At 71.7% G+C, this 20,503-nt stretch carries 19 protein-coding genes and 1 riboswitch; of the genes, 11 read left to right on the forward strand and 8 right to left on the reverse strand.

Annotated features, from left to right (window positions below):
- Positions 1-145: 145 nt before the first annotated feature.
- From ACTMTU_RS13835 to ACTMTU_RS13855, 5 genes are all read left to right on the forward strand, one after another.
- Positions 146-1,633: an aldehyde dehydrogenase family protein gene (locus ACTMTU_RS13835; RefSeq protein ID WP_441263780.1), complete on the forward strand. Its 1,488-nt coding sequence runs from the start codon at positions 146-148 to the stop codon at positions 1,631-1,633.
- A gap of 16 nt (positions 1,634-1,649) precedes the next feature.
- The gene (locus ACTMTU_RS13840; protein ID WP_441263781.1) at positions 1,650-3,176 is read left to right on the forward strand and encodes a GMC family oxidoreductase; all 1,527 of its coding nucleotides are present in this window, start codon (positions 1,650-1,652) and stop codon (positions 3,174-3,176) included.
- Positions 3,176-4,231 (forward strand): quaternary amine ABC transporter ATP-binding protein, encoded by a 1,056-nt coding sequence (locus ACTMTU_RS13845; protein WP_441263782.1) that lies wholly within the window; start codon positions 3,176-3,178, stop codon positions 4,229-4,231. The genes ACTMTU_RS13840 and ACTMTU_RS13845 overlap by 1 nt, the downstream gene beginning before the upstream one ends.
- Positions 4,232-4,283: 52 nt before the next feature.
- Complete coding sequence (locus tag ACTMTU_RS13850; RefSeq protein ID WP_441263783.1) at positions 4,284-6,326, forward strand: ABC transporter permease; 2,043 nt, start codon at positions 4,284-4,286, stop codon at positions 6,324-6,326.
- Positions 6,327-6,403: 77 nt separating this feature from the next.
- Positions 6,404-7,366: an ABC transporter substrate-binding protein gene (locus ACTMTU_RS13855; protein WP_441263784.1), complete on the forward strand. Its 963-nt coding sequence runs from the start codon at positions 6,404-6,406 to the stop codon at positions 7,364-7,366.
- 78 nt (positions 7,367-7,444) lie between these two features.
- On the opposite strand, the gene ACTMTU_RS13860 is transcribed toward ACTMTU_RS13855, so the two are convergent.
- From ACTMTU_RS13860 to ACTMTU_RS13870, 3 genes are read right to left on the reverse strand one after another with little or no spacing between them, the layout of a single operon-like run.
- A complete protein-coding gene (locus ACTMTU_RS13860) occupies positions 7,445-7,777 on the reverse strand; it encodes a hypothetical protein (RefSeq protein WP_441263785.1) in 333 nt (110 codons plus the stop codon).
- A gap of 50 nt (positions 7,778-7,827) precedes the next feature.
- Entirely contained in the window at positions 7,828-8,571 is a 744-nt protein-coding gene (locus ACTMTU_RS13865; RefSeq protein WP_441263786.1) for an isocitrate lyase/PEP mutase family protein, read from the reverse strand.
- A 10-nt stretch (positions 8,572-8,581) separates the two neighbouring features.
- Positions 8,582-9,079, reverse strand: a complete 498-nt coding sequence (locus ACTMTU_RS13870) for a carboxymuconolactone decarboxylase family protein (protein ID WP_441263787.1) — start codon at positions 9,077-9,079, stop codon at positions 8,582-8,584.
- 47 nt (positions 9,080-9,126) lie between these two features.
- On the opposite strand from ACTMTU_RS13870, the gene pdxR reads away from it, so the two are divergent.
- Entirely contained in the window at positions 9,127-10,533 is a 1,407-nt protein-coding gene (gene pdxR, locus ACTMTU_RS13875; protein ID WP_441263788.1) for a MocR-like pyridoxine biosynthesis transcription factor PdxR, read from the forward strand.
- A 117-nt stretch (positions 10,534-10,650) separates the two neighbouring features.
- Here the strand turns inward: pdxR and rocD are convergent, their stop codons facing one another.
- Positions 10,651-11,886 (reverse strand): ornithine--oxo-acid transaminase, encoded by a 1,236-nt coding sequence (gene rocD, locus ACTMTU_RS13880; RefSeq protein WP_441263789.1) that lies wholly within the window; start codon positions 11,884-11,886, stop codon positions 10,651-10,653.
- A gap of 130 nt (positions 11,887-12,016) precedes the next feature.
- Positions 12,017-12,108: riboswitch (ZMP/ZTP riboswitch) on the forward strand.
- Between the two features lie 43 nt (positions 12,109-12,151).
- Here rocD and glyA point away from each other — a divergent pair.
- Entirely contained in the window at positions 12,152-13,420 is a 1,269-nt protein-coding gene (gene glyA / locus ACTMTU_RS13885; RefSeq protein ID WP_441263790.1) for a serine hydroxymethyltransferase, read from the forward strand.
- A gap of 122 nt (positions 13,421-13,542) precedes the next feature.
- Here the strand turns inward: glyA and ACTMTU_RS13890 are convergent, their stop codons facing one another.
- From ACTMTU_RS13890 to ACTMTU_RS13900, 3 genes are all read right to left on the reverse strand, one after another.
- Positions 13,543-14,262 (reverse strand): hypothetical protein, encoded by a 720-nt coding sequence (locus ACTMTU_RS13890; RefSeq protein ID WP_441263791.1) that lies wholly within the window; start codon positions 14,260-14,262, stop codon positions 13,543-13,545.
- A gap of 267 nt (positions 14,263-14,529) precedes the next feature.
- On the reverse strand, positions 14,530-15,528 hold the full coding sequence (locus tag ACTMTU_RS13895) for a hypothetical protein (RefSeq protein WP_441263792.1): 999 nt from the start codon (positions 15,526-15,528) through the stop codon (positions 14,530-14,532).
- Positions 15,521-16,138, reverse strand: coding sequence for an RNA polymerase sigma factor (locus ACTMTU_RS13900; protein ID WP_441263793.1), 618 nt, complete (start codon positions 16,136-16,138; stop codon positions 15,521-15,523). The genes ACTMTU_RS13895 and ACTMTU_RS13900 overlap by 8 nt, the downstream gene beginning before the upstream one ends.
- 55 nt (positions 16,139-16,193) lie before the next feature.
- Here ACTMTU_RS13900 and trpS point away from each other — a divergent pair, with 55 nt between their 5' ends.
- The 3 genes from trpS to ACTMTU_RS13915 all read left to right on the forward strand — a co-directional run bounded on the left by trpS (position 16,194) and on the right by ACTMTU_RS13915 (position 18,915).
- Positions 16,194-17,207: a tryptophan--tRNA ligase gene (gene trpS / locus ACTMTU_RS13905; RefSeq protein WP_441263794.1), complete on the forward strand. Its 1,014-nt coding sequence runs from the start codon at positions 16,194-16,196 to the stop codon at positions 17,205-17,207.
- 117 nt (positions 17,208-17,324) lie between these two features.
- Positions 17,325-17,906, forward strand: coding sequence for a 2'-5' RNA ligase family protein (locus ACTMTU_RS13910; protein WP_441263795.1), 582 nt, complete (start codon positions 17,325-17,327; stop codon positions 17,904-17,906).
- 88 nt (positions 17,907-17,994) lie between these two features.
- Positions 17,995-18,915: a YihY/virulence factor BrkB family protein gene (locus tag ACTMTU_RS13915; RefSeq protein WP_441263796.1), complete on the forward strand. Its 921-nt coding sequence runs from the start codon at positions 17,995-17,997 to the stop codon at positions 18,913-18,915.
- Here ACTMTU_RS13915 and ACTMTU_RS13920 read toward each other — a convergent pair.
- Positions 18,863-20,251: a D-alanyl-D-alanine carboxypeptidase family protein gene (locus ACTMTU_RS13920; RefSeq protein WP_441264218.1), complete on the reverse strand. Its 1,389-nt coding sequence runs from the start codon at positions 20,249-20,251 to the stop codon at positions 18,863-18,865. The genes ACTMTU_RS13915 and ACTMTU_RS13920 overlap by 53 nt on opposite strands.
- Here ACTMTU_RS13920 and ACTMTU_RS13925 point away from each other — a divergent pair.
- The gene (locus ACTMTU_RS13925) at positions 20,241-20,501 is read left to right on the forward strand and encodes an SCO4848 family membrane protein (protein WP_159688293.1); all 261 of its coding nucleotides are present in this window, start codon (positions 20,241-20,243) and stop codon (positions 20,499-20,501) included. The genes ACTMTU_RS13920 and ACTMTU_RS13925 overlap by 11 nt on opposite strands.
- The last annotated feature ends 2 nt before the right edge of the window (positions 20,502-20,503 follow it).

Genomic DNA, 20,503 nt, shown 5'->3' on the forward strand with positions numbered 1-20,503 from the left:
GGGGCCCGGGCGGCACCGGCACTTCGTGAGCCGGGTCACGTTCCGTGAACCGTTCCGCATGGTTCTTGGTTCCGGGGGCAGGCGGCCAGATCGCCGGGGTGTGACCGGTGGAGGACAAAACGGGAACGAAAGGCCATAACGCGACGTGTCGGCAGTACATCAGACCATCCATGTGGGCGGGGAGTGGCGTTTCGCGCTCTCCGGCGCCACCCGCGACATCATCGACCCCGTCGACGGGAGCGTCTTCGCCGTCGTGGCGGAGGGCGGTATCGCCGACACAGATGACGCTGTCGCCTGCGCGCGGGCCGCATTCGACGACGGCACCTGGCCGCGCACCCCTGTCGCGGAGCGGGCCGCGCTGCTCCGACGCGTCGCGGCCCTGCTCGAACGGGACCGGGAGAAGATCGGCGCGCTGGAGAGCCAGGACGCGGGCAAGACCCTCGAAGAGGGGCGTGTCGACGTCGACTGCGTACGCGACGCCTTCGTCTACTTCGCCGACCTCGTCATGAACGAGAGCGGCGGCCGTGTCGTCGACGCCGGGTCGGACGAGATCCACAGCGTGGTCGTGCACGAGCCCGTCGGCGTCTGCGCGCTGATCACCCCCTGGAACTATCCGCTGCTCCAGGCCAGCTGGAAGATCGCCCCCGCGCTCGCGGCGGGCAACACCCTGGTGATCAAGCCCAGCGAGATCACGCCGCTGACCACCGTGGCCCTGATCGAGCTGCTGATCGAGGCGGGACTGCCGCCCGGCGCCGCGAACATCGTCACCGGCGCGGGCGACCCCGTCGGCGCCCGGCTGGCCGAACACCCCGACGTGGACCTCGTGTCCTTCACCGGCGGGCTCGTCAGCGGCACGAAGGTCGCCCGTGCCGCGGCCGACAGCGTCAAGAAGGTCGCCCTCGAACTCGGCGGCAAGAACCCGAACGTGGTCTTCGCCGACGCCTGCACCACGCCCGACGACTTCGACACGGCCGTCGACCAGGCGCTCAACGCCGCGTTCATCCACAGCGGGCAGGTCTGCTCCGCGGGCTCGCGGCTCATCGTCGAGGAGTCGCTGCGTGAGCGGTTCGTCGCCGAACTCGCGCGCAGGGCCGAGAAGATCCGCCTCGGGCGCGGCACCGACGAGGGCGTCGAGTGCGGCCCCCTCGTCTCCGCCCAGCAGCTCGCGAGGACCGAGGAGTTCGTGGCCTCCGCGCTGGCCGAGGGCGCGGTGCTGAGGGCGGGCGGCGAGCGGCCGGAGGGGCCGGGCTTCTTCTACCGGCCCACCGTCCTCGACCACTGCCACCGCTCCATGCGCGTCATCCGCGAGGAGATCTTCGGCCCCGTCCTGACGGTCGAGACCTTCCGCACGGAGGAAGAGGCACTCGCCCTCGCCAACGACACCGAATACGGCCTCGCCGGCGCCGTCTGGACGTCCGACGCCGGACGCGCACGCCGGATGGCGCGGCTGATGCGGCACGGCACCGTCTGGATCAACGACTTCCACCCCTATCTGCCGCAGGCGGAGTGGGGCGGCTTCGGCAAGTCGGGCACCGGCCGTGAGCTGGGGCCCGCCGGCCTCGCCGAGTACCGCGAGGCGAAGCACATCTACCAGAACCTCGCCCCGCGCCCCGTGCGCTGGTTCGCGGGCTGAGGCAGGGAAACACACCATGACCGACCACATTCACGAGTACGACTATGTCGTCGTCGGCGGCGGCACCGCCGGTTCGGTGATCGCCTCCCGGCTCACCGAGGACCCCGGCGTGACCGTCGCCGTCATCGAGGGCGGCCCGAGCGACGTCGGCCGCGACGACGTGCTGACCCTGCGGCGCTGGATGGGCCTGCTCGGCGGTGAGCTCGACTACGACTACCCGACCACCGAACAGCCGCGCGGCAACTCGCACATCCGCCACAGCCGCGCCCGCGTGCTCGGCGGCTGCTCCTCCCACAACACCCTCATCGCCTTCAAGCCGCTGCCGTCCGACTGGGACGAGTGGGCCGGGGCCGGTGCGAAGGGCTGGGACGCCGCGGCCATGGACCCGTACTTCCACAAGCTGCGCAACAACATCGTCCCCGTCGACGAGGCGGACCGGAACGCCATCGCCCGCGACTTCGTCGACGCCGCTCGGACCGCCCTCGAAGTGCCGCGGATCGAGAGCTTCAACGAGAAGCCCTTCCACGAGGGCGTCGGCTTCTTCGACCTCGCCTACCACCCCGAGAACAACAAGCGCTCGTCGGCGTCCGTCGCCTATCTCCACCCCTTCCTCGACCGGCCGAACCTGCACATCGCCCTGGAGACCTGGGCGTACCGGCTGGAGCTGGACGGCACCCGCGCCACCGGGGTGCACGTACGCGCCAAGGACGGCGAGGAGCGGACCGTACGGGCCCGCCGCGAGGTGCTCGTCTGCGCGGGCGCCGTCGACACGCCCCGGCTGCTGATGCACTCCGGCATCGGGCCGCGCGCCGACCTGGAGAGGCTCGGCATACCCGTGGTCCACGACCTGCCGGGCGTCGGCGAGAACCTGCTCGACCACCCCGAGTCGGTCATCGTCTGGGAGACCCACGGGCCCATCCCGGAGAACTCCGCGATGGACAGCGACGCCGGGCTGTTCGTACGGCGCGACCCCGCGTCCGCGGGCCCCGACCTGATGTTCCACTTCTATCAGATCCCCTTCACCGACAACCCGGAGCGCCTCGGCTACGAACGCCCCGCGCACGGCGTGTCGATGACCCCCAACATCCCCAAGCCCCGCAGCCGCGGCCGCCTGTACCTGACCAGCGCCGACCCCGAGGTCAAACCCGCCCTCGACTTCCGGTACTTCACCGACGAGGACGACTACGACGGCCGAACGCTCGTCGACGGCATCCGGATCGCGCGTGAGATCGCGAAGCAGGAGCCGCTGGCGGGCTGGCTGAAGCGGGAGGTCTGCCCGGGCCCCGAGGTCACCTCCGACGAGGAGATCAGCGAGTACGCGCGCAAGGTCGCGCACACCGTCTACCACCCCGCCGGTACCTGCCGGATGGGTGCGGCCGACGACGAACTCGCCGTCGTCGACCCCGATCTGAAGATCCGCGGCCTCACCGGCGTCCGGATCGCCGACGCGTCCGTCTTCCCGACGATGACGGCCGTCAACCCGATGATCACCGTCTTGATGATCGGGGAGAAATGCGCGGACCTGCTGGGAGGTAATGCCTGATGAGTACGCCGCCGACACCTGTGTTCTCCGTACGCGACCTGTGGAAGGTCTTCGGCCCGAAGGCGGGCCGGGTGCCCGCCGACCCCGAGCTGGGGGCCCTCGACGCCGCCGCCCTGCGGGAGCGCACCGGCTGCACCGCCGCCGTGCGTGACGTCTCCTTCGACGTCCGCAAGGGCGAGGTCTTCGTCGTCATGGGCCTGTCCGGCTCCGGCAAGTCGACGCTGGTGCGCTGCCTCACCCGGCTGATCGAGCCGACGTCGGGCGCCATCTCCATCGACGGCGAGGACGTCATGTCGATGGACGCCGGACGGCTGCGCGAACTGCGCCGTCACCGCGCGTCCATGGTGTTCCAGCACTTCGGGCTGCTGCCGCACCGCTCGGTGCTCGACAACGTCGCCTACGGACTCGAGATCCAGGGCGTCGGCCGTGCGGAACGCCGGGAACGGGCGGCGGAGTTCGTCACCAAGGTCGGCCTCGAGGGCATGGAGTCCCGCCGACCGGGCCAGCTGTCCGGCGGCCAGCAGCAGCGCGTCGGCCTGGCGCGGGCGCTGGCGGTCGACCCCGAAGTCCTGCTGTTCGACGAGCCGTTCAGCGCGCTGGACCCGCTGATCCGCCGCGACATGCAGGAGGAGGTCGTGCGGCTGCACCGCGAGGAGGGCCGCACCATGGTCTTCATCACGCACGACCTCAGCGAGGCGCTCAAGATCGGCGACCGGATCGCGCTGATGCGCGACGGCCGAATCGTCCAGCTCGGCACCCCCGAGGAGATCGTCGGCGAGCCGGCCGACGAGTACGTGCGCGACTTCGTCCGCGATGTGCCGCGCGAGCAGGTCATGACCGTGCGGACGGCCATGCGTCCCGCCCTGGCGGCGGAGGCGGAGGCCGGCCCGGCGCTCGCCCCCGGGGCGACCGTCTTCGAGGCCATCGAGGCCGTCGCCCGCACCGGCGAGACCGCGCGCGTCGTCGAGGACGGCAGGTGCCTCGGGGTGGTGGACCACGCGGCGCTGCTCGGCGTGGTCGCCGGCGTGCCCGGCGGCAAGGCGGTGGCCGCATGACACGCACCACGCGTACGTGCCTCCACCGGGCGGCCGAGGGGCGGTGGCCGCGATGACCGCAGCCGTCACCACTCCCGCTTCCGGCAAGACTCCTGACAACGCTCCCGACACGGCACCCGAGAAGACGAAGGCGCCCGGAAAGGCCGGCCGTCCCGCCACGGGAGGGTCCTTCCAGGACCTGATGCGTCATCCCGTCAAGGGCAAGCTGCTGGTGATCGCCGCGCTCGCGGCCGTCCTCGTACCGCTCTCGGCGGTCGTGTGGGGCAGCGGCCCGTGGCCCGGCGCGCTGAGCGTCGACATCTCCGGTCCGCTCGACGACGCCAACAAGTGGGTCATCGACAACCGGGACAGCCACCCCCTGTTCCTCTACTTCCTGCTGCACCTGTCCAACACGGCCACCGATGCCGTCAGCGGCGTCTACACCGTGCTCGACACGATGGGCTGGACCGGTGTGTTCGCCGCCGGCGTGCTGTTCGCCTGGCGCGCGGCCGGGCTCGGCCGCAGCGGTGTCAAGGTCGCGGCGACGGCCTTCGGCGCGTTCGCCGTGTGCGGGCTGCTCGGCATGTGGGACGCCACCCTGCTCACCATCGCCCTGATGGTGGTGGCGGTGACCTGCGCCGCGCTGCTGGGCGTGGTCATCGGACTGGCCGCGGGGCTCTCCGACCGGGTCGACCGCCTGCTGCGGCCGGTGCTCGACACCATGCAGGTGCTGCCGGCCTTCGCCTACCTGCTGCCGTTCGTGCTGGTCTTCGGCACCGGCACGCCCGCAGCCCTGTTCTGCACCGTCATCTACGCTGCCCCGCCGATGGCGCGCCTGACCACGCTCGGTCTGCGCGGCGCCGACCCCGCGGTGCTCGAGGCCGTCACGTCGCTCGGGGCGAGCCCCTGGCAGCGGCTGCGCACGGCCCGGCTGCCGCTGGCCCGCCGGCAGATGCTCCTCGGCCTCAACCAGACGATCATGATGGCGCTCTCGATGGTCGTCATCGCCGCGCTCGTCGGCGCGGGCGGCCTCGGCGAGGAGGTCTACTCGGCCCTGTCCACCGTGGACGTGGGCAAGGCGCTCGCCGCCGGCATCCCCATCGTGCTGATCGCCGTCTGGCTCGACCGTACGACCGCCGCCGCCGGCGACCGGATCGGCCGGAGCACACCCGGTGGCGGCCTGCTGCACGGCCGCTCCGCCTGGGCGCTGGCGGGCGGCGGCGTCGTCGCGGCCGTGCTGCTGCGCTTCGTGGCCGGCACGGCGTGGCCGGAGGGCTGGACGTTCGCCATCTCCACGCCCGTCAACAAGGCCCAGGTCTGGATCACCGAGAACCTGTCGTCCGGCATCCCGGTGCTCGGCGGCACGGAGACATGGTCCGAGCACTTCACCCTGTGGGTCCTCAACCCCATGAGGGACGGCCTGACCGCGCTGCCGTGGTGGGCGGTGCTGCTGCTGGTCGCCGCCCTGGCCTGGCTCGTCGGCACCTGGATGACGGCACTGACCGCCACGCTCGCCATGGCCGCGATCGGCGTGCTCGGCGTGTGGACGAAGTCCCTCGACACGCTCTCCCAGGTACTCGCGGCGCTCGTCGTCACCCTCGTCCTCGGCGTGCTCGCGGGCATCGTCTGCGCCCGCGCGGGACGACTGGAACGCTGGCTGCGGCCGGTGCTCGACGCCATGCAGACGATGCCGCAGTTCGTCTACCTCATTCCGGTGGTCGCCCTCTTCGGAGTCGCCCGCGTCTCCGCGATCGTCGCGGCCGTCGTGTACGCGCTGCCCGCGGTGGTCCGCATCACCGCCCAGGGCCTGCGCGAGGTCGACCCCGCGGCACTGGAGGCGTCCAGGTCGCTCGGCGCGTCCACCCGGCAGCAACTGCTCAGGGTCCAGCTGCCGCTCGCCCGCCCCGCGCTCCAGCTCGCCGTCAACCAGGGGGTCGTACTGGTCCTGGCCGTGGTCGTCGTCGGCGCGCTCGTCGGCGGCGGGGCCCTCGGCTACGACGTCGTCAAGGGTCTCTCCCGCGGCGAGATGGGTCTCGGAATGACGGCCGGAGTCGCGATCGTCTGCCTCGGCCTCGTACTGGACCGGATCACTCAACCGGCCCGCAAGCGCGGCTGAACGGCCCCGCGCCGCACTCCGGCGCCTGCGCCCGCCCCGTACCACTCACCTCCCTCACTCACAGCAGGAGCACCACCATGAACCGCACCAGAACCCTCCGCACCGTCGCCGTCGCCGCCGCCCTCGGCGCGCTCTCCCTGAGCGCGTGCAGCGCCGCGGAGACCGGCAAGAGCCAGGACGCGGCCGGCGGCGAGAAGACCGTGAAGCTGACCGTCCCCTCCTGGGTCGGCGCGCAGGCCAACACGGCCGTCGCGTCCCACATCCTGGAGGAGGAGCTCGGCTACAAGGTCAAGACCCAGCAGATGGGTGAAGTGCTCGCCTGGGACGCCCTCTCCAAGGGCGACATCGACGCGATCATGGAGGACTGGGGTCACCCCAAGGAGGAGAAGCAGTACGTCGAGGACCGCAAGACCGTCGTGAAGGGCGGTGACCTCGGTGTCGAAGGCCACATCGGCTGGTTCGTGCCGAAGTACTTCGCCGACAAGCACCCCGATGTGACGGACTGGAAGAACCTCGACAAGTACGCCAAGGAGCTCGCCACCGCGGAGAGCGGCGGCAAGGGTGAACTCCTCGAGGGTTCGCCCGACTACGTCACCAACGACGACGCGATCATCAAGAACCTCGGGCTGAACCTGAAGACCAACTACGCCGGTTCCGAGGCGGCGCAGATCACGGCCATCCAGAAGTACGTGAAGGAGAAGAAGCCCTTCCTGACGTACTGGTGGACCCCGCAGTGGCTGAACGCGCAGGTCGACCTCGTCGAGGTGAAGCTGCCCGAGTACAAGGAGGGCTGCGACGCCGACCCGAAGAAGATCGCGTGCGCCTACCCGAACACACCGCTGCAGAAGTTCCTCAACGCGGACTTCGCCAAGAACGGCGGCGAGGCGGCCGAGTTCCTGAAGAACTTCAAGTGGACGACCGAGCAGCAGAACGAGGTCGCGCAGATGATCGCCGGGGCGAAGATGAGCCCCGAGGCGGCGGCCGAGAAGTGGGTCAAGGCCAACGAGGCGACCTGGAAGCAGTGGCTGCCGAAGAAGTGACACCCGCGGTCCCGCCCGCACGGGCGGACCGCGTCCGGTGCCCCGCCGGCCCGACGGCCGGCGGGGCACCGCGCCTTCTCACGCGCTCCGGCGCACGGACTCCGCGGACTTCGCCAGCTGCACCGCCGACAGGAGGCTGAGGCCGGGAGCGGCCTCGCGCAGCGCCTTGATCGCCTCGACCGAGTCCGCCGGGCCGCGCACCCCCGCCGCGTCCATCCGCTGCCCCACCCAGCGGGCCCGCAGCTCCTCGTCCGTCGCCGCGGACGCCTCCGCGACGACGGCCAGGGCGCGCTCCAGCCCCGGCCGTTCCTCCGGCGCGGCCTGCTCCAGCGCGGCGTGGAGGGCGGCCTCGATGCCTTCCGCGTCGCGCAGCACCACCACCGACAGTTCCTTCTTCGTGAGTCCGAGCATGAGGTGATCGTCTCCCGGGAACGGCCGGGAGCAACCGGAGTTGAGCGTCTTCAGAGCTTGGCCGGACCCCGCCCGTACAACTCGCGGGCGATCTCCGCCACCACCGCCTGTGCCCGCCGGTGCAGACCGGGGCCGAAGGTGATCCGGGTCGCGCCCAGCCGGCCGAGTTCGGCCAGCGGCGGGTCCGACGCGGGCGCGGACACGTTGATCGGTGCGTCGGTGGCGGCACGCAGCAGCGGCAGTCGCGCCGAGGGCACGGTGATCGGGTAGACGCAGTCGGCGCCCGCCTCGACATACAGCCGGATGCGGGCCACGGCCTGCTCGGGATCGTCCACCCCGCGCAGGAACGTGTCGACGCGGGCGTTCACGAACAGCTCGTCACCCGCCTCCGCACGGACCTCGGCCAGCCAGTCGGCGTGCGCCCGCGGGTCTTTCAGCCGCTTCGTCGAGCGGTCCGTGTCCTCCAGGTTGCAGCCGACCGCGCCCGCCTCCAGGAGCCGCGCCACCAGCTCCTTCGGCGGCAGGCCGTAGCCGTCCTCGACATCGGCGCTCACGGGGACGTCGACGGCACGTGCGATGCGGGCGACGGCCGCGAACATCTCGTCCGCGGGCGTCTCGCCGTCCTCGTGGCCGAGGGACGCCGACACGCCCGCGCTCGGCGTCGCCAGGGCGGGGAAGCCGGCGTCGGCGAAGGCGCGGGCGCTCGCCGCGTCCCACGGTCCCGGCAGTACGAGCGGGTCTGCGGCCTCCCGGCCGTGGTGCAGGGCGCGGAACGCCCCCGCTGTCGCGGTCATCGCGTCCCCGTCAGTGCTTCAGCGAACCGGGCGTGTAGTGGCCGGGAACCAGGCGGGCGGTCACGCCGAAGCGGTTCCAGGCGTTGATGACAGTGATGGCCGCGACGAGATGGGCCAGCTCGGTCTCCTCGAAGTGCTTGGCTGCCTTCTCGAAGACCTCGTCGGGCACGAAACCGTCGGTGAGCACGGTGACCGCCTCGGTCAGCTCGATCGCTGCGATCTCCTTCTCCGTGTAGAAGTGCCGCGACTCGTCCCAGGCGCTGAGCTGCACGATCCGCTCCACCGACTCGCCGGCCGCGAGCGCGTCCTTGCTGTGCATGTCGAGGCAGAACGCGCAGTGGTTGATCTGCGAGGCGCGGATCTTCACCAGCTCCAGCAGCACCGGGTCGAGGTGCCGGCGGGCGGCCTGGTCGAGCTTGACCATGGCCTTGTAGACGTCGGGAGCCAGCTCCATCATGGCCAGGCGGGGGGTGTGCTCCGGGGCGTTGATCTCGTTCGTGGTCGTCATGGGCTCGACCCTAGAGGCTCGGTGGCGCAACGGTATGGTCCATTTTCATGACGGAATCCTGGTCCACTTCCGGTACGGACCTCCACCTCGAGGTACGCGGACCGAGGCTGAGGCAGGGCCTGACGGACGCGCTGCGGGAGGCCGCCCGCACCGGCAGGCTCGCACCGGGAACCCGGCTGCCGTCGTCCCGCTCGCTCGCCGCCGACCTGGGCATCGCCCGCAACACGGTCGCCGACGCCTACGCGGAACTGGTCGCGGAAGGCTGGCTCACCGCACGGCAGGGATCCGGCACCCGGGTGGCCCGCCGCTCCGCGCCCCGCAAGACCGCACCCGGCACGGCGAGCACCCGTCCGGCCCGCGGCCGGCCCGCCTACAACCTGCTGCCCGGCAGCCCCGATCTCGCGTCCTTCCCCCGTGCGGAGTGGCTCAAGGCGGCCCGCCGGGCGCTGGACGCCGCTCCCCACGAGGCCTTCGGTTACGGAGACCCGCGCGGACGCGTCGAGTTGCGGACCGTGCTGGCCGACTACCTGGCCCGCGCGCGCGGCGTGCACGCGGACCCCGAACGCATCGTGATCTGCTCCGGTTTCGTGCACGGGCTCATGCTGATGGGCAAGGTGCTGCGGCAGCGCCGGGTCAGGGAGGTGGCGGTCGAGTCGTACGGACTGGACGAGCACCGCAACGTGCTGACCGAGGCGGGACTGCGCATCCCGGCCCTCCCCTTCGACGAACTCGGCACCGACCCGGCCGGGTTGGGCGAGGGCGGGCTACGGGGCGTCGGCGCGGTGCTGATGACGCCCGCCCACCAGTTCCCCGTCGGGATGCCGCTGCACCCGGACCGGCGGACCGCGGCCGTCGACTGGGCCCGCAGGACGGGCGGCCTGATCCTCGAGGACGACTACGACGGGGAGTTCCGCTACGACCGCCGGCCCGTCGGCGCGCTCCAGGGCCTCGACCCGGAGCGCGTCGTCCACATGGGAACGGCGAGCAAGTCCCTGGCGCCCGGACTGCGGCTGGCGTGGATGGTGCTGCCCCAGAGCCTGGTCGGGGAGGTGCTCGCGGCCAAGGGCGGCGTCGAGTGGACGTCGAGCTCGCTCGACCAGCTCACCCTGGCCGAGTTCATCGCGTCCGGCGCCTACGACCGGCATGTGCGGGGCATGCGGCTGCGTTACCGGCGCCGCCGCGACCATCTGGTGCGGCAGTTGGCGGAGCGCGCCCCCGGCGTCCGGGTGAGCGGAATCGCCGCCGGGCTGCACGCGGTCCTCGAACTGCCGCCCGGAACCGAGCAGTCCGCCGTGCGGGCCGCGGCCTGGCACGGTCTGGCCGTCGAGCCGATGGGCCGCTTCCGGCATCCGGACGCTCCACCGCGCGGCGACGCGCTCGTCGTCGGATACGCGACCCCGCCGGACAGCGCGTGGTCGGGCGCGCTCGACGCGCTGTGCCGCTCACTGGCGTGAGCCACGCCCCGCCGGGCGCGTCACGGCCTCGTGTACGCGGGGCCGGGCCGGGCTCCCGCCGGGCCAGGCCCGTCGGTCAGGTCGTCGGCGCGGTCCGGCTCGGCGCGGTCCGGTCGGTCAGGTCGTCGGCGCGGACGTGTGTGCGGGTCGGTCCGTCAGTACCGCCCGGAGCTGGGCAAGGCCCCAGTCCAGGTCCTCCTCGCTGATCACCAGCGGCGGAGCGATCCGGATCGTGGCGCCCTGGGTCTCCTTCACCAGCACACCGCGATCCATCAGTTTCTCCGACACATCCCGGCCGGTGCCGCGGTCCGGCGCGACGTCCACACCGGCCCACAGCCCGCGTCCCCGCACGGCGGTCACCGCACCCTCGGCGGCCAGCAGGCCCAACTCCCGGTGGAGACGCTCACCCAGCTCGGTGGCCCGCCGCTGGAACTCGCCGGTGCGCAGCATCGCCATCACCTCCAGCGCGACGGCGCACGCCAGCGGGTTCCCGCCGAACGTCGAACCGTGCTCACCCGGCCGATGGACGCCGAGCACCTCCGCCGAGGACACCACCGCCGACACCGGGACCACACCGCCGCCCAGCGCCTTGCCGAGCACGTACATGTCCGGCACCACGCCCTCGTGCTCGCAGGCGAACGTCCTGCCCGTACGGCCCAGGCCGGACTGGATCTCGTCCGCGACGAACAGCACGTTCCGCTCGCGGGTGAGCGCGCGGACGCCCGGCAGATACCCGGCCGGCGGCACCAGCACCCCGGCCTCGCCCTGGATCGGCTCCAGCAGCACGGCCACCGTGTTCTCGGTGACCGCCGCGTCCATCGCGGTCAGGTCCCCGTACGGGACGATCTCGAACCCGGGTGTGTAGGGGCCGTGGTCGGCCCGCGCCACCGGGTCGGTCGAGAAACTGATCAACGTGGTCGTCCGGCCGTGGAAGTTGTTCGCCGCCACCACGATCTTGGCCATGTTGTCCGGCACCCGCTTGACCCGGTACCCCCACTTCCGGGCGGTCTTGACGGCCGTCTCCACCGCCTCCGCACCGGTGTTCATCGGCAGGACCGTCTCCATCCCGCACAGCTCCGCGAGCTGGGCGCAGAACTCCCCGAACCGGTCGTGATGGAAGGCGCGCGAGGTCAGCGTCACGCGTTCCAGCTGCGCCTTCGCCGCCTCGACGAGCCGGCGGTTGGTGTGCCCGAAGTTGAGGGCCGAGTATCCGGCGAGCATGTCGAGGAAGCGGCGTCCCTCGACATCCGTCATCCAGGCGCCGTCCGCCGAGGCGACGACGACCGGCAGCGGGTGGTAGTTGTGCGCGCTGTGCGCCTCCGCGGCGGTGAGGGCGGATGTCGAGCTCGGCACGGGGCCTCCGATCGTCGGGACGGACCTCCGGCGCCGGCGCGGCCGGCGCTCACCTCCATCGTCGCTCTCCGGCCGCGGCTCGCAGTGTGGACGACACCGCGCGGCGGCCCGGCGGGCCGCTACTGTGGGCGGCACGCGCGGCGACTGGCGTACGGGGAAACGACCCCGAGGAAGCCGTGCGCGGGCTTTCGCACGAGGTGTCGCCCCGCCTGGGCACCCCGGGAACACGACCGACGACCACGGATCGCCCCGGAGGACCATTCCGATGACCCTTCCCCTCTCTCACCCCGCTCTCTCCACGACCGACCCGGAGCTCGCCGCTCTCGTGGGCGCGGAGGAGCAGCTCCAGTCCGAGACGCTGCGGCTCATCCCCAGCGAGAACTACGTCTCCCAGGCCGTGCTCGAGGCCTCCGGCACGGTGCTTCAGAACAAGTACAGCGAGGGCTACGCCGGCCGCCGGTACTACGAGGGCCAGCAGAACATCGACCAGGTCGAGCGGCTCGCCGTCGCCCGCGCCAAGTCGCTCTTCGGCGTCGAGCACGCCAACGTCCAGCCGTACTCCGGCTCGCCCGCCAACCTCGCCGTGTATCTCGCCTTCGCCGAGCCCGGTGACACCGTGATGGGCATGGCTCTCCCCATGGGCGGCCACCTCACCCACGGCTGGGGCGTCTCGGCCACCGGAAAGTGGTTCCGCGGCGTCCAGTACGGCGTACGCCAGGACACCGGCCTCATCGACTTCGACGAGGTGCGCGAGCTCGCCCTCAAGGAACGGCCCAAGGTCATCTTCAGCGGCGGCACGGCGCTGCCCCGCACCATCGACTTCGCCGCCTTCGCGGACATCGCCCGGGAGGCGGGCGCCGTACTCGTCGCCGACGTCGCGCACATCGCCGGTCTGATCGCGGGGGGCGCCCATCCTTCGCCCGTGCCGCATGTCGACGTCGTGTCCACCACCACCCACAAGACGCTCCGCGGGCCGCGCGGCGCGATGCTGATGTCCCGTGAGGAACACGCCAAGGCCATCGACAAGGCGGTGTTCCCCGGGCTCCAGGGCGGTCCCCACAACCAGACCACCGCCGCCATCGCCGTTGCCCTCCACGAGGCGGCGCAGCCCTCCTTCCGTGATTACGCCGCCCAGGTGGTCGCCAACGCCAAGGCACTCGCCGAGGCGCTGCTCGCGCGTGGTTTCGACCTGGTGTCCGGCGGGACCGACAACCACCTGATCCTGATGGACCTCACCTCCAAGGACGTCCCCGGCAAGGTGGCGGCCAAGGCGCTCGACCGGGCCGGGATCGTCGTCAACTACAACACCGTCCCTTACGACCCGCGGAAGCCGTTCGACCCGTCCGGCATCCGCATCGGCACGCCGTCCCTGACCTCCCGTGGCCTCGGCACGGAGCACATGGCCGCCGTCGCCGCGTGGATCGACCGGGGCGTCACCGCGGCCGGCAAGGGCGACGAGGACGAGCTCGCCACGATTCGCGCCGAGGTGGCCGACCTGATGGCCGCGCATCCGGCACCCGGCCTTTCTGCCTGAGCCGTCGCAAGCCGGGCCGCGCCCGGCCACCCTCGCGCCGCGCCGGCCGGGCCACCCCCCGGCCACGCGGCGCCGGGCCGGGCCGGGCCGACGAGGCCCCGCCCCGACGCGCCGCCGCGTCGCTAGGAAGCGTCCAGTAGTTCTTGGCGCGGCCCCGGGTCGCCGGTGCCACGGCGGAGCGGGAAGGACGGCAGCAGCCGACTGAGGAGAAGAGCGAGGGCCGCGCCGGCCGCCAGGCCCGGTATCGACCACCACCAGCCGGTCGTGGCGGTCGCCGCCGCCGCCGGCCGGGGCCGGTCCTCGGCCGGCGGCGTGGCGGGGGACTCGGCCGACGCCTCCTCCGTCGCGCCGGCATCCTGCTCCCAAGGCGCCGGGTATCCCGCGGCTCCACCCCCGGACGGCGACTTCTCACCCATCAGTCCCAGCTCGCGGAGCAACTCGACCAGCTCGCCGGGCCGCTGCGCCGTGTGCCAGGTCCCCTGCTCCCCGCCGCTCTCCGTCGAGGTGTGTATCCACACGGTGTCGCGCGCCTCGCCCGGATACAGCCGGTCGACCCGCCACGGATCCACATCGTGGACCATCCACGTCACCGTGATCTGCCGTGTCCCCATCGCCATGTCGAGGGACGGCGGCCGCTCCTTCGTGCCGTCGGAACCGGTCGGCCCCAGCAAGTCGGTCAGCGTCCCGTACTCCTTGTCGGAGTAGTACAGCGAGGCCGTCTCGCCGCTCTCCGGAGAGGTGAGGAACACGCTCGTCGGCCCGCCGGCTGCGGCCACGGGCGCGAACACCCACGTCAGCGCGAACAGGACCGTCAGTGCGGCAACTCGTCGTAGCAGTCGCATACTTCCCCCAGCCGACGCACGGCCCGGACCCTCCGCACCCGCGTCATCTCTGGTACACCGCCCGAGCGCCTCAGGTTCCGTCCCGGCGGGGAAATCTTTGACGGATATTGCGGATCTCGCGGACTCGCCAATCTCGCCGTTCGAGCCGGTCTCACCGACCACCCGACCCCGTGACCAAGCGCCCACGCGGCCACGCACCCACGCGCCCACGCGCCCACCGGTTCACCGCACCACCGTCCCGTGGCGCTCGCGGACCGTGCGCGGCCGTCAGAGGGCCGACTCGGCGATCTCCTCCGCCCGCGGCACCGACGCCACACCCTCCAGGCGCAGCGTGGTCACGGCGTCGGCCGTGGTCCACAGCAGCGTCGGCCCCGCCGTCCGCTCGGCCTGGACCCAGTCGTCGCCGTGGGCGTCGATCATCATGAAGCGCAGCCGGTGCGGTTCGGAGAACCACAGCCCGGTCGACTCCGGCGTGCCCGTCCCCGTCCCGTCGTCGCCCAGCATCAGCCACTGCGGCATCAGCCTGGCCTGCTTGGCGAAGCCGATGTCGAGCCGCGCCGGGAACTCGTCCAGCCGGACCGTCCTGCCGTCCTCGCGCCAGCACAGGCTCACCACCGAACGCCCCTCCGGCCCCACGGCCACCGAGACCGCCTCCGGGGTGCCCAGCGCGCCGGGCACCCTGGGCGTGAACCCGGCCCGCCGGCCCGCCTCCGCGAGTCCGACCGGGTCCTCGCACCACGGCACGGCCGAGGCCTTCGACGGCCGGGCCGTGGGGTCGTGGCGCACCTCGACCCCACCGAAGCCGAACCAGTCGGCGACAGCCGCCCGCACGGGCGGGGTCAGCACCAGGACGACCAGCACTCCGGACAGGCCCACCGACAGCGCGCGCCACCGCCGGCGCAGCCACCGCACCGCCCGCCGCCTGCGGGTGACGGCCGGGGCCCACGGGCCGCTCAGCGCCACCACCTCCGGCGTGGCCGGGGTCGCGGCCGACTCGGCGAGGAGCTGCGCCAGGACCCGTTCCGCCATGGTCCCGCCGTCCACGTCCGGGATGCGGAGACCGCGCCCCAGCCCGCGCAGCTCCTCCGCCAACTCCTCGTGCCCGCCGTGCGCCGACCCGGGCTGCTCGCGCCCGTCGTCGTGCCCCTCATGCCTTCTCTCGCGCCGCTCCTGCCCGTCGTGCGCCGGCGCCCCTGGTGCCTCCGCGCGGTCCTCACCGGCGCCCACGCCCCGCTCCTCGCGTCGCTCCTCGGCCCCGTCAGCCATGCCCCTCACCTCCCTCACCGCTTATCAGCTGCCCCAGCCGTGCCAGGGCGCGGTTCAGCCGGGACTTGACCGTGCCCCGCGGGCAGCCGATAGCTTCCGCCGTCTCCGCCTCGTCCATCTCCAGCAGATAGCGGTAGGTGACGACCTGTCGCTGCTCCTCCGTCAGCTCGGCCAGGGCCGCGAGCAGCACCCCGCGCCGCTCCCGCGCGACGGCGGCCAGCGCCGGATCGGCCGACTCGGGTATCAGCGGCTCGGGTCCCAGCAGCAGTGCCTCCCGGCCGGCGACCGCCCGCAGCCGCACCGCCGAACGCACTGTGTTCCTCGTCTCATTGGCGACGATCCGGAGCAGCCACGGCCTGAACGCCGCCCCTTCCCGGAAGCGCCCCAGCGCCTGATACGCCTTGAGGAACGAGCTCTGCACCACGTCCTCCGCGTCCGCGCCCGCTCCGAAGGCCACCGCCGCCCGCAGCGCGACCGCCGTGTGCGCGCGGACCAGCTCCGCGTACGCCTCCGGCTCTCCGGCGCGCACGCGGGCGATCACCGCGCCCTCGGCATCGACGAGGCGGCCCCCCTCCGGACCCCGCTCGAGGGTCCCCTCCCGCGTCCTCACACCATTGATACACCGGCGGCCGGAGATCGGTTCCGCACCTGAGAGAATGGTGTGCATGGCCTCATCCCGACCCCGCGCGCTCTCCGGTATCCAGCCCACCGCCGGTTCGTTCCACCTCGGGAACTACCTCGGCGCCATCCGCCAGTACGTCGCGCTGCAAGAGACCCACGACGCCTTCTACATGGTCGTGGACCTGCATGCGATCACCGTCCCGCAGGACCCGGCGGAGCTGCGTGCCAACACCCGGCTCGCCGCCGCCCAGCTGCTCGCGGCCGGTCTCGATCCCGAGCGCTGCACCCTGTTCGTGCAGAGCCACGTCCCTGAGCACGCCCAGCTCGGGTGGGTCATGAACTGCCTCACGGGCTTCGGTGAGGCCTCGCGCATGACGCAGTTCAAGGACAAGTCCGCCCGGCAGGGCGCCGACCGTGCCACGGTCGGTCTCTTCACGTACCCGATCCTGCAGGTCGCGGACATCCTGCTGTACCAGGCGGACGCGGTGCCGGTCGGCGAGGACCAGCGCCAGCACGTCGAGCTCACCCGCGACCTCGCGGAGCGCTTCAACGGCCGCTTCGGCCGGACGTTCACCGTCCCCGCGCCGTACATCGTCAAGGAGGTCGCCAAGATCTACGACCTCCAGGACCCGACGATCAAGATGAGCAAGTCGGCCTCCACGCCCAAGGGCCTGATCAATCTCCTCGACGAGCCGAAGACGACGGCGAAGAAGGTCAAGAGCGCCGTCACCGACACCGACACGGTGATCCGCTTCGACGCCGAGGAGAAGCCGGGCGTCAGCAACCTGCTCACGATCTACTCCACCCTCACGGGTACGGCCATCGCCGATCTGGAGCAGAAGTACGAGGGCAAGGGCTACGGTGCGCTCAAGACGGACCTGGCCGAGGTGATGGTCGACTTCGTCACACCGTTCCGGACCCGTACGCAGGAATACCTGGACGACACGGAGACGCTGGACTCGGTCCTGGCCAAGGGCGCGGAGAAGGCCCGGGCGGTCGCGGCGGAGACGCTGGCCGACACGTACGACAAGTTGGGATTCGTCCCCGCCAAGCACTGAGCCGGAAAGAGTCGGAGGACCTGTGTCCAAGGACTCTGGCCACAGCGAGGGTGCAGCCGCCACACTGGCGGCTGCACACCCACTCACCGATCCGTACCGAGGACTGAGGAGAACGACGTGGGGACCGTAACGCTCGGCGTTTCGATCGCGGTCCCGGAGCCCTACGGCAGCCTGCTCCAGGAGCGGCGCGCGGGCTTCGGTGATCCCGCCGCGCACGGCATTCCGACTCACGTCACCCTGCTGCCGCCCACCGAGGTCGATTCGTCGCTGCTTCCCGCGGTGGAGGCGCACCTCGCGTCCGTCGCCGCCGCCGGCCGGCCCTTCACGATGCGGCTGTCCGGCACCGGCACGTTCCGCCCGCTGTCGCCCGTGGTCTTCGTCCAGGTCGTCGAGGGCGGCTCCGCCTGCACCTGGCTGCAGAAGCGGGTGCGTGACGCGTCCGGGCCGCTGGTGCGCGAACTGCAGTTCCCCTATCACCCGCACGTCACGGTGGCGCACGGCATCTCCGAGGAGGCGATGGACCGGGCGTACGAGGAGCTGTCCGAGTACGGCGCCGAGTGGACCTGCGCCTCCTTCGCGCTCTACGAGCAGGGCGCGGACGCCGTGTGGCGCAAGCTCACCACCTTCGCCTTCGGCGGCGGCATCTCCGGTGTGCCCCCGCAGGGCGCACCGGTCGACGACCACGTCACCACCCTCTGACCCGGCGCGCCGGTCACCGCGCGTAGCGTTCGACGCCGTTCCGGCGTGCCGCCTGCCTGCGTGGCGTCACGGCGGGTAGGCGTAGCCCATGGACTGGCTGATCAAGCTTCCCGTCGTGGGCCCGATGGTGCAGCGGCTGATGCGCACCCATGCCTGGCGGTCGTACGAGACGCTCGACCGGGTCCACTGGACGCGCCTGGCCGCCGCGATCACCTTCCTGAGTTTCCTGGCGCTCTTCCCGCTGATCACCGTCGCGGCGGCGATCATCGCCGCCGCGCTCGACCAGCAGGCGCTGGACAAGCTGGACGACAAGATCGCCGAACAGGTGCCCGGCATCTCCGACCAGCTCGACATCCAGGCACTGGTGGCCAACGCGGGCACCGTGGGGGTCGTCGCCGGCGCGCTGCTGCTGCTGACGGGTGTGGGCTGGGTCGGCTCGATGCGGGAGTGCCTGCGGGCCGTGTGGGAGCTCGACGACGAGGACGAGGGCAATCCGGTCGTCCGGAAGATCAAGGACGTGGGGGTGCTCGCCGGTCTCGGCGGCACCGGCCTCGCCTCGTTCGCGGCCTCCGCGCTCGCTTCCATGACCGTCGGCCGGACCGCCGAACTGCTCGGCCTCGACGAGGGCGGCGTCGGCGGGGTGCTGTTGAAGATCGCCGCCGTAGCGGTCGGTGTGCTGGCGACCTTCCTGATCCTTCTCTACGTGCTGACCCTGCTGCCCGGGGTCCAGCCGCCGCGCCGTCGTCTGTTCGTGGCCGCGCTGATCGGCGCGGTCGGTTTCGAACTGCTCAAGCTGCTGCTCGGCGGCTACATCAGCGGGGTCGCCTCGCGGAGCATGTACGGCGCGTTCGGCGTGCCGATCGCCCTGCTGCTGTGGATCAACTTCACCGCCAAGCTGCTGTTGTTCTGCGCCGCCTGGACGGCGACGCAGAGCAAGGAGGAGCCCGCCCGGCCCGCTACGGACGAGGCGCGCGACGCACCCGGTCCGGCAGCGGCCACCGGCGCTTGATCAGGAACATCGTGGTCCCGAGACCTGCCAGCACGGCGCCGGCGACGCTCAGCGCGACGCCGAATCCGCTCGAGCCGGTCTGTGAGGCGGCGACCGGGTCGGCGGAGCCGTCCTTGTCCCCGTCGTTCTTGACGGGCTGCGGGTCGAGGGACGCCGCAGGCTCCGCCGACTTCGGCGGGACCAGCTCACCCACCGGCTGCACCTTGCCGGCCGCCGCGAAGCCCCAGTCCAGGAGCCTGCCCGCCTCCTTGTAGACGGCCTGGCTCTCGCCCGAGTCCGGGTTCATGACGGTGACGAGCAGCACCTTGCCGTTGCGCTCCGCGACACCGGTGAAGGTCGAGCCGGCGTGCGTGGTGCTGCCGTTCTTCACGCCCGCGATGCCCTTGTACGGGCTGATGCCGCTCGCCCCGGTGAGCAGCCGGTTGGTGTTCTGGATCTTGAAGGTGCCGCGCTTCTTGCCCTTCTCCTGCTCGCCGGGGAAGTCGGCGCTCACCGTGGAGCAGTACTCGCGGAAGTCCTTCTTCTGCATGCCGCTGCGGGCGATCAGCGTGAGGTCGTAGGCGGACGAAACCTGGCCGGGGGCGTCGTAGCCGTCGGGTGAGACGACCTTGGTGTCGAGTGCCTGGAGCTCCTCCGCGTGCGCCTGCATGTCCGCGACCGTGCGGCCGACACCGCCGTTCATCGCCGACAGGACATGGACGGCGTCGTTGCCGGAACGCAGGAAGACGCCGAGCCACAGGTCGTGGACCGAGTAGGTGTGGTTCTCCTTGATCCCGACGAGGCTGCTGCCGGCGCCGACGCCGGCGAGTTCCTCGGGGGCGACCTTGTGGACGGTGGTCTTCGGCAGCCGCGGCAGCAGCGTGTCCGCGAAGAGCATCTTCATGGTCGAGGCCGGGGGCAGCCGCCAGTGCGCGTTGTGCGAGGCGAGCACCTCCCCGCTCTCGGCGTCCGCGACGATCCAGGACCTGCCGCTGACGTCCTTGGGGAGGACGGGCGCGCCGGGGCCGAGCCGGACCTGTGTACCCGGTTTCGCCAGCAGGGACCCGCCGACCGAGGACATGACCGCCGGCGGCTTCGGCTTCTTCCGCTCCGGATTGGTTTCCTGCGTGGCCGCGAAGGCCGGAGCAGCGGTCATCGCGGACAGCAAGGCGGCGGCCAGGACCGTCAACGCGGTCCTTCGCGCGGTGGTTTTCAGAGCAGACACGGACGAGAACGTACAGGGCCGGTCTGAGAATATGGAGATCGGCCCGCTGTTCGTCCGGAACTGACGCCAGGACAGCCCACCCCGAACAACCCGGTCGGCGGACGGCCGCGATACTTGCTTCATGAAGCTCAGCCGCTCCGTCTCCTGGTTCCTGCTCGCGTTCGGGGTGTGGAGCTGGTTCATCTGGATCACTTTCGTCAAAAACCTGTGGAAGGACGGCAGCGGGCTCGCCTTCGACGACGCGGGCGACCCCACCGGTTACTTCTGGGTCCATCTGCTGCTCGCCGTTACGTCCTTTGTTCTGGGGACGGTCATCGGGGTCATCGGGTTGCGCGGCGTGCGCGCTTCGCGCCGTGAGCGCGGTCAGGGAACGGGGAACTGATC

Source organism: Streptomyces sp. OZ13, assembly GCF_052068155.1.
Classification (GTDB): domain Bacteria; phylum Actinomycetota; class Actinomycetes; order Streptomycetales; family Streptomycetaceae; genus Streptomyces.

What these genes read in the sequence shown, in the direction of transcription:
- ACTMTU_RS13840 (WP_441263781.1), top strand. Translation starts at nt 1,650, where the DNA reads ATGACCGACCACATTCACGAGTACGACTATGTCGTCGTCGGCGGCGGC.
- ACTMTU_RS13845 (WP_441263782.1), top strand. Translation starts at nt 3,176, where the DNA reads ATGAGTACGCCGCCGACACCTGTGTTCTCCGTACGCGACCTGTGGAAG.
- ACTMTU_RS13850 (WP_441263783.1), top strand. Translation starts at nt 4,284, where the DNA reads ATGACCGCAGCCGTCACCACTCCCGCTTCCGGCAAGACTCCTGACAAC.
- ACTMTU_RS13855 (WP_441263784.1), top strand. Translation starts at nt 6,404, where the DNA reads ATGAACCGCACCAGAACCCTCCGCACCGTCGCCGTCGCCGCCGCCCTC.
- ACTMTU_RS13860 (WP_441263785.1), bottom strand. Translation starts at nt 7,777, where the DNA reads ATGCTCGGACTCACGAAGAAGGAACTGTCGGTGGTGGTGCTGCGCGAC.
- ACTMTU_RS13865 (WP_441263786.1), bottom strand. Translation starts at nt 8,571, where the DNA reads ATGACCGCGACAGCGGGGGCGTTCCGCGCCCTGCACCACGGCCGGGAG.
- ACTMTU_RS13870 (WP_441263787.1), bottom strand. Translation starts at nt 9,079, where the DNA reads ATGACGACCACGAACGAGATCAACGCCCCGGAGCACACCCCCCGCCTG.
- pdxR (WP_441263788.1), top strand. Translation starts at nt 9,127, where the DNA reads ATGACGGAATCCTGGTCCACTTCCGGTACGGACCTCCACCTCGAGGTA.
- glyA (WP_441263790.1), top strand. Translation starts at nt 12,152, where the DNA reads ATGACCCTTCCCCTCTCTCACCCCGCTCTCTCCACGACCGACCCGGAG.
- ACTMTU_RS13890 (WP_441263791.1), bottom strand. Translation starts at nt 14,262, where the DNA reads ATGCGACTGCTACGACGAGTTGCCGCACTGACGGTCCTGTTCGCGCTG.
- ACTMTU_RS13895 (WP_441263792.1), bottom strand. Translation starts at nt 15,528, where the DNA reads ATGGCTGACGGGGCCGAGGAGCGACGCGAGGAGCGGGGCGTGGGCGCC.
- trpS (WP_441263794.1), top strand. Translation starts at nt 16,194, where the DNA reads ATGGCCTCATCCCGACCCCGCGCGCTCTCCGGTATCCAGCCCACCGCC.
- ACTMTU_RS13915 (WP_441263796.1), top strand. Translation starts at nt 17,995, where the DNA reads ATGGACTGGCTGATCAAGCTTCCCGTCGTGGGCCCGATGGTGCAGCGG.
- ACTMTU_RS13925 (WP_159688293.1), top strand. Translation starts at nt 20,241, where the DNA reads ATGAAGCTCAGCCGCTCCGTCTCCTGGTTCCTGCTCGCGTTCGGGGTG.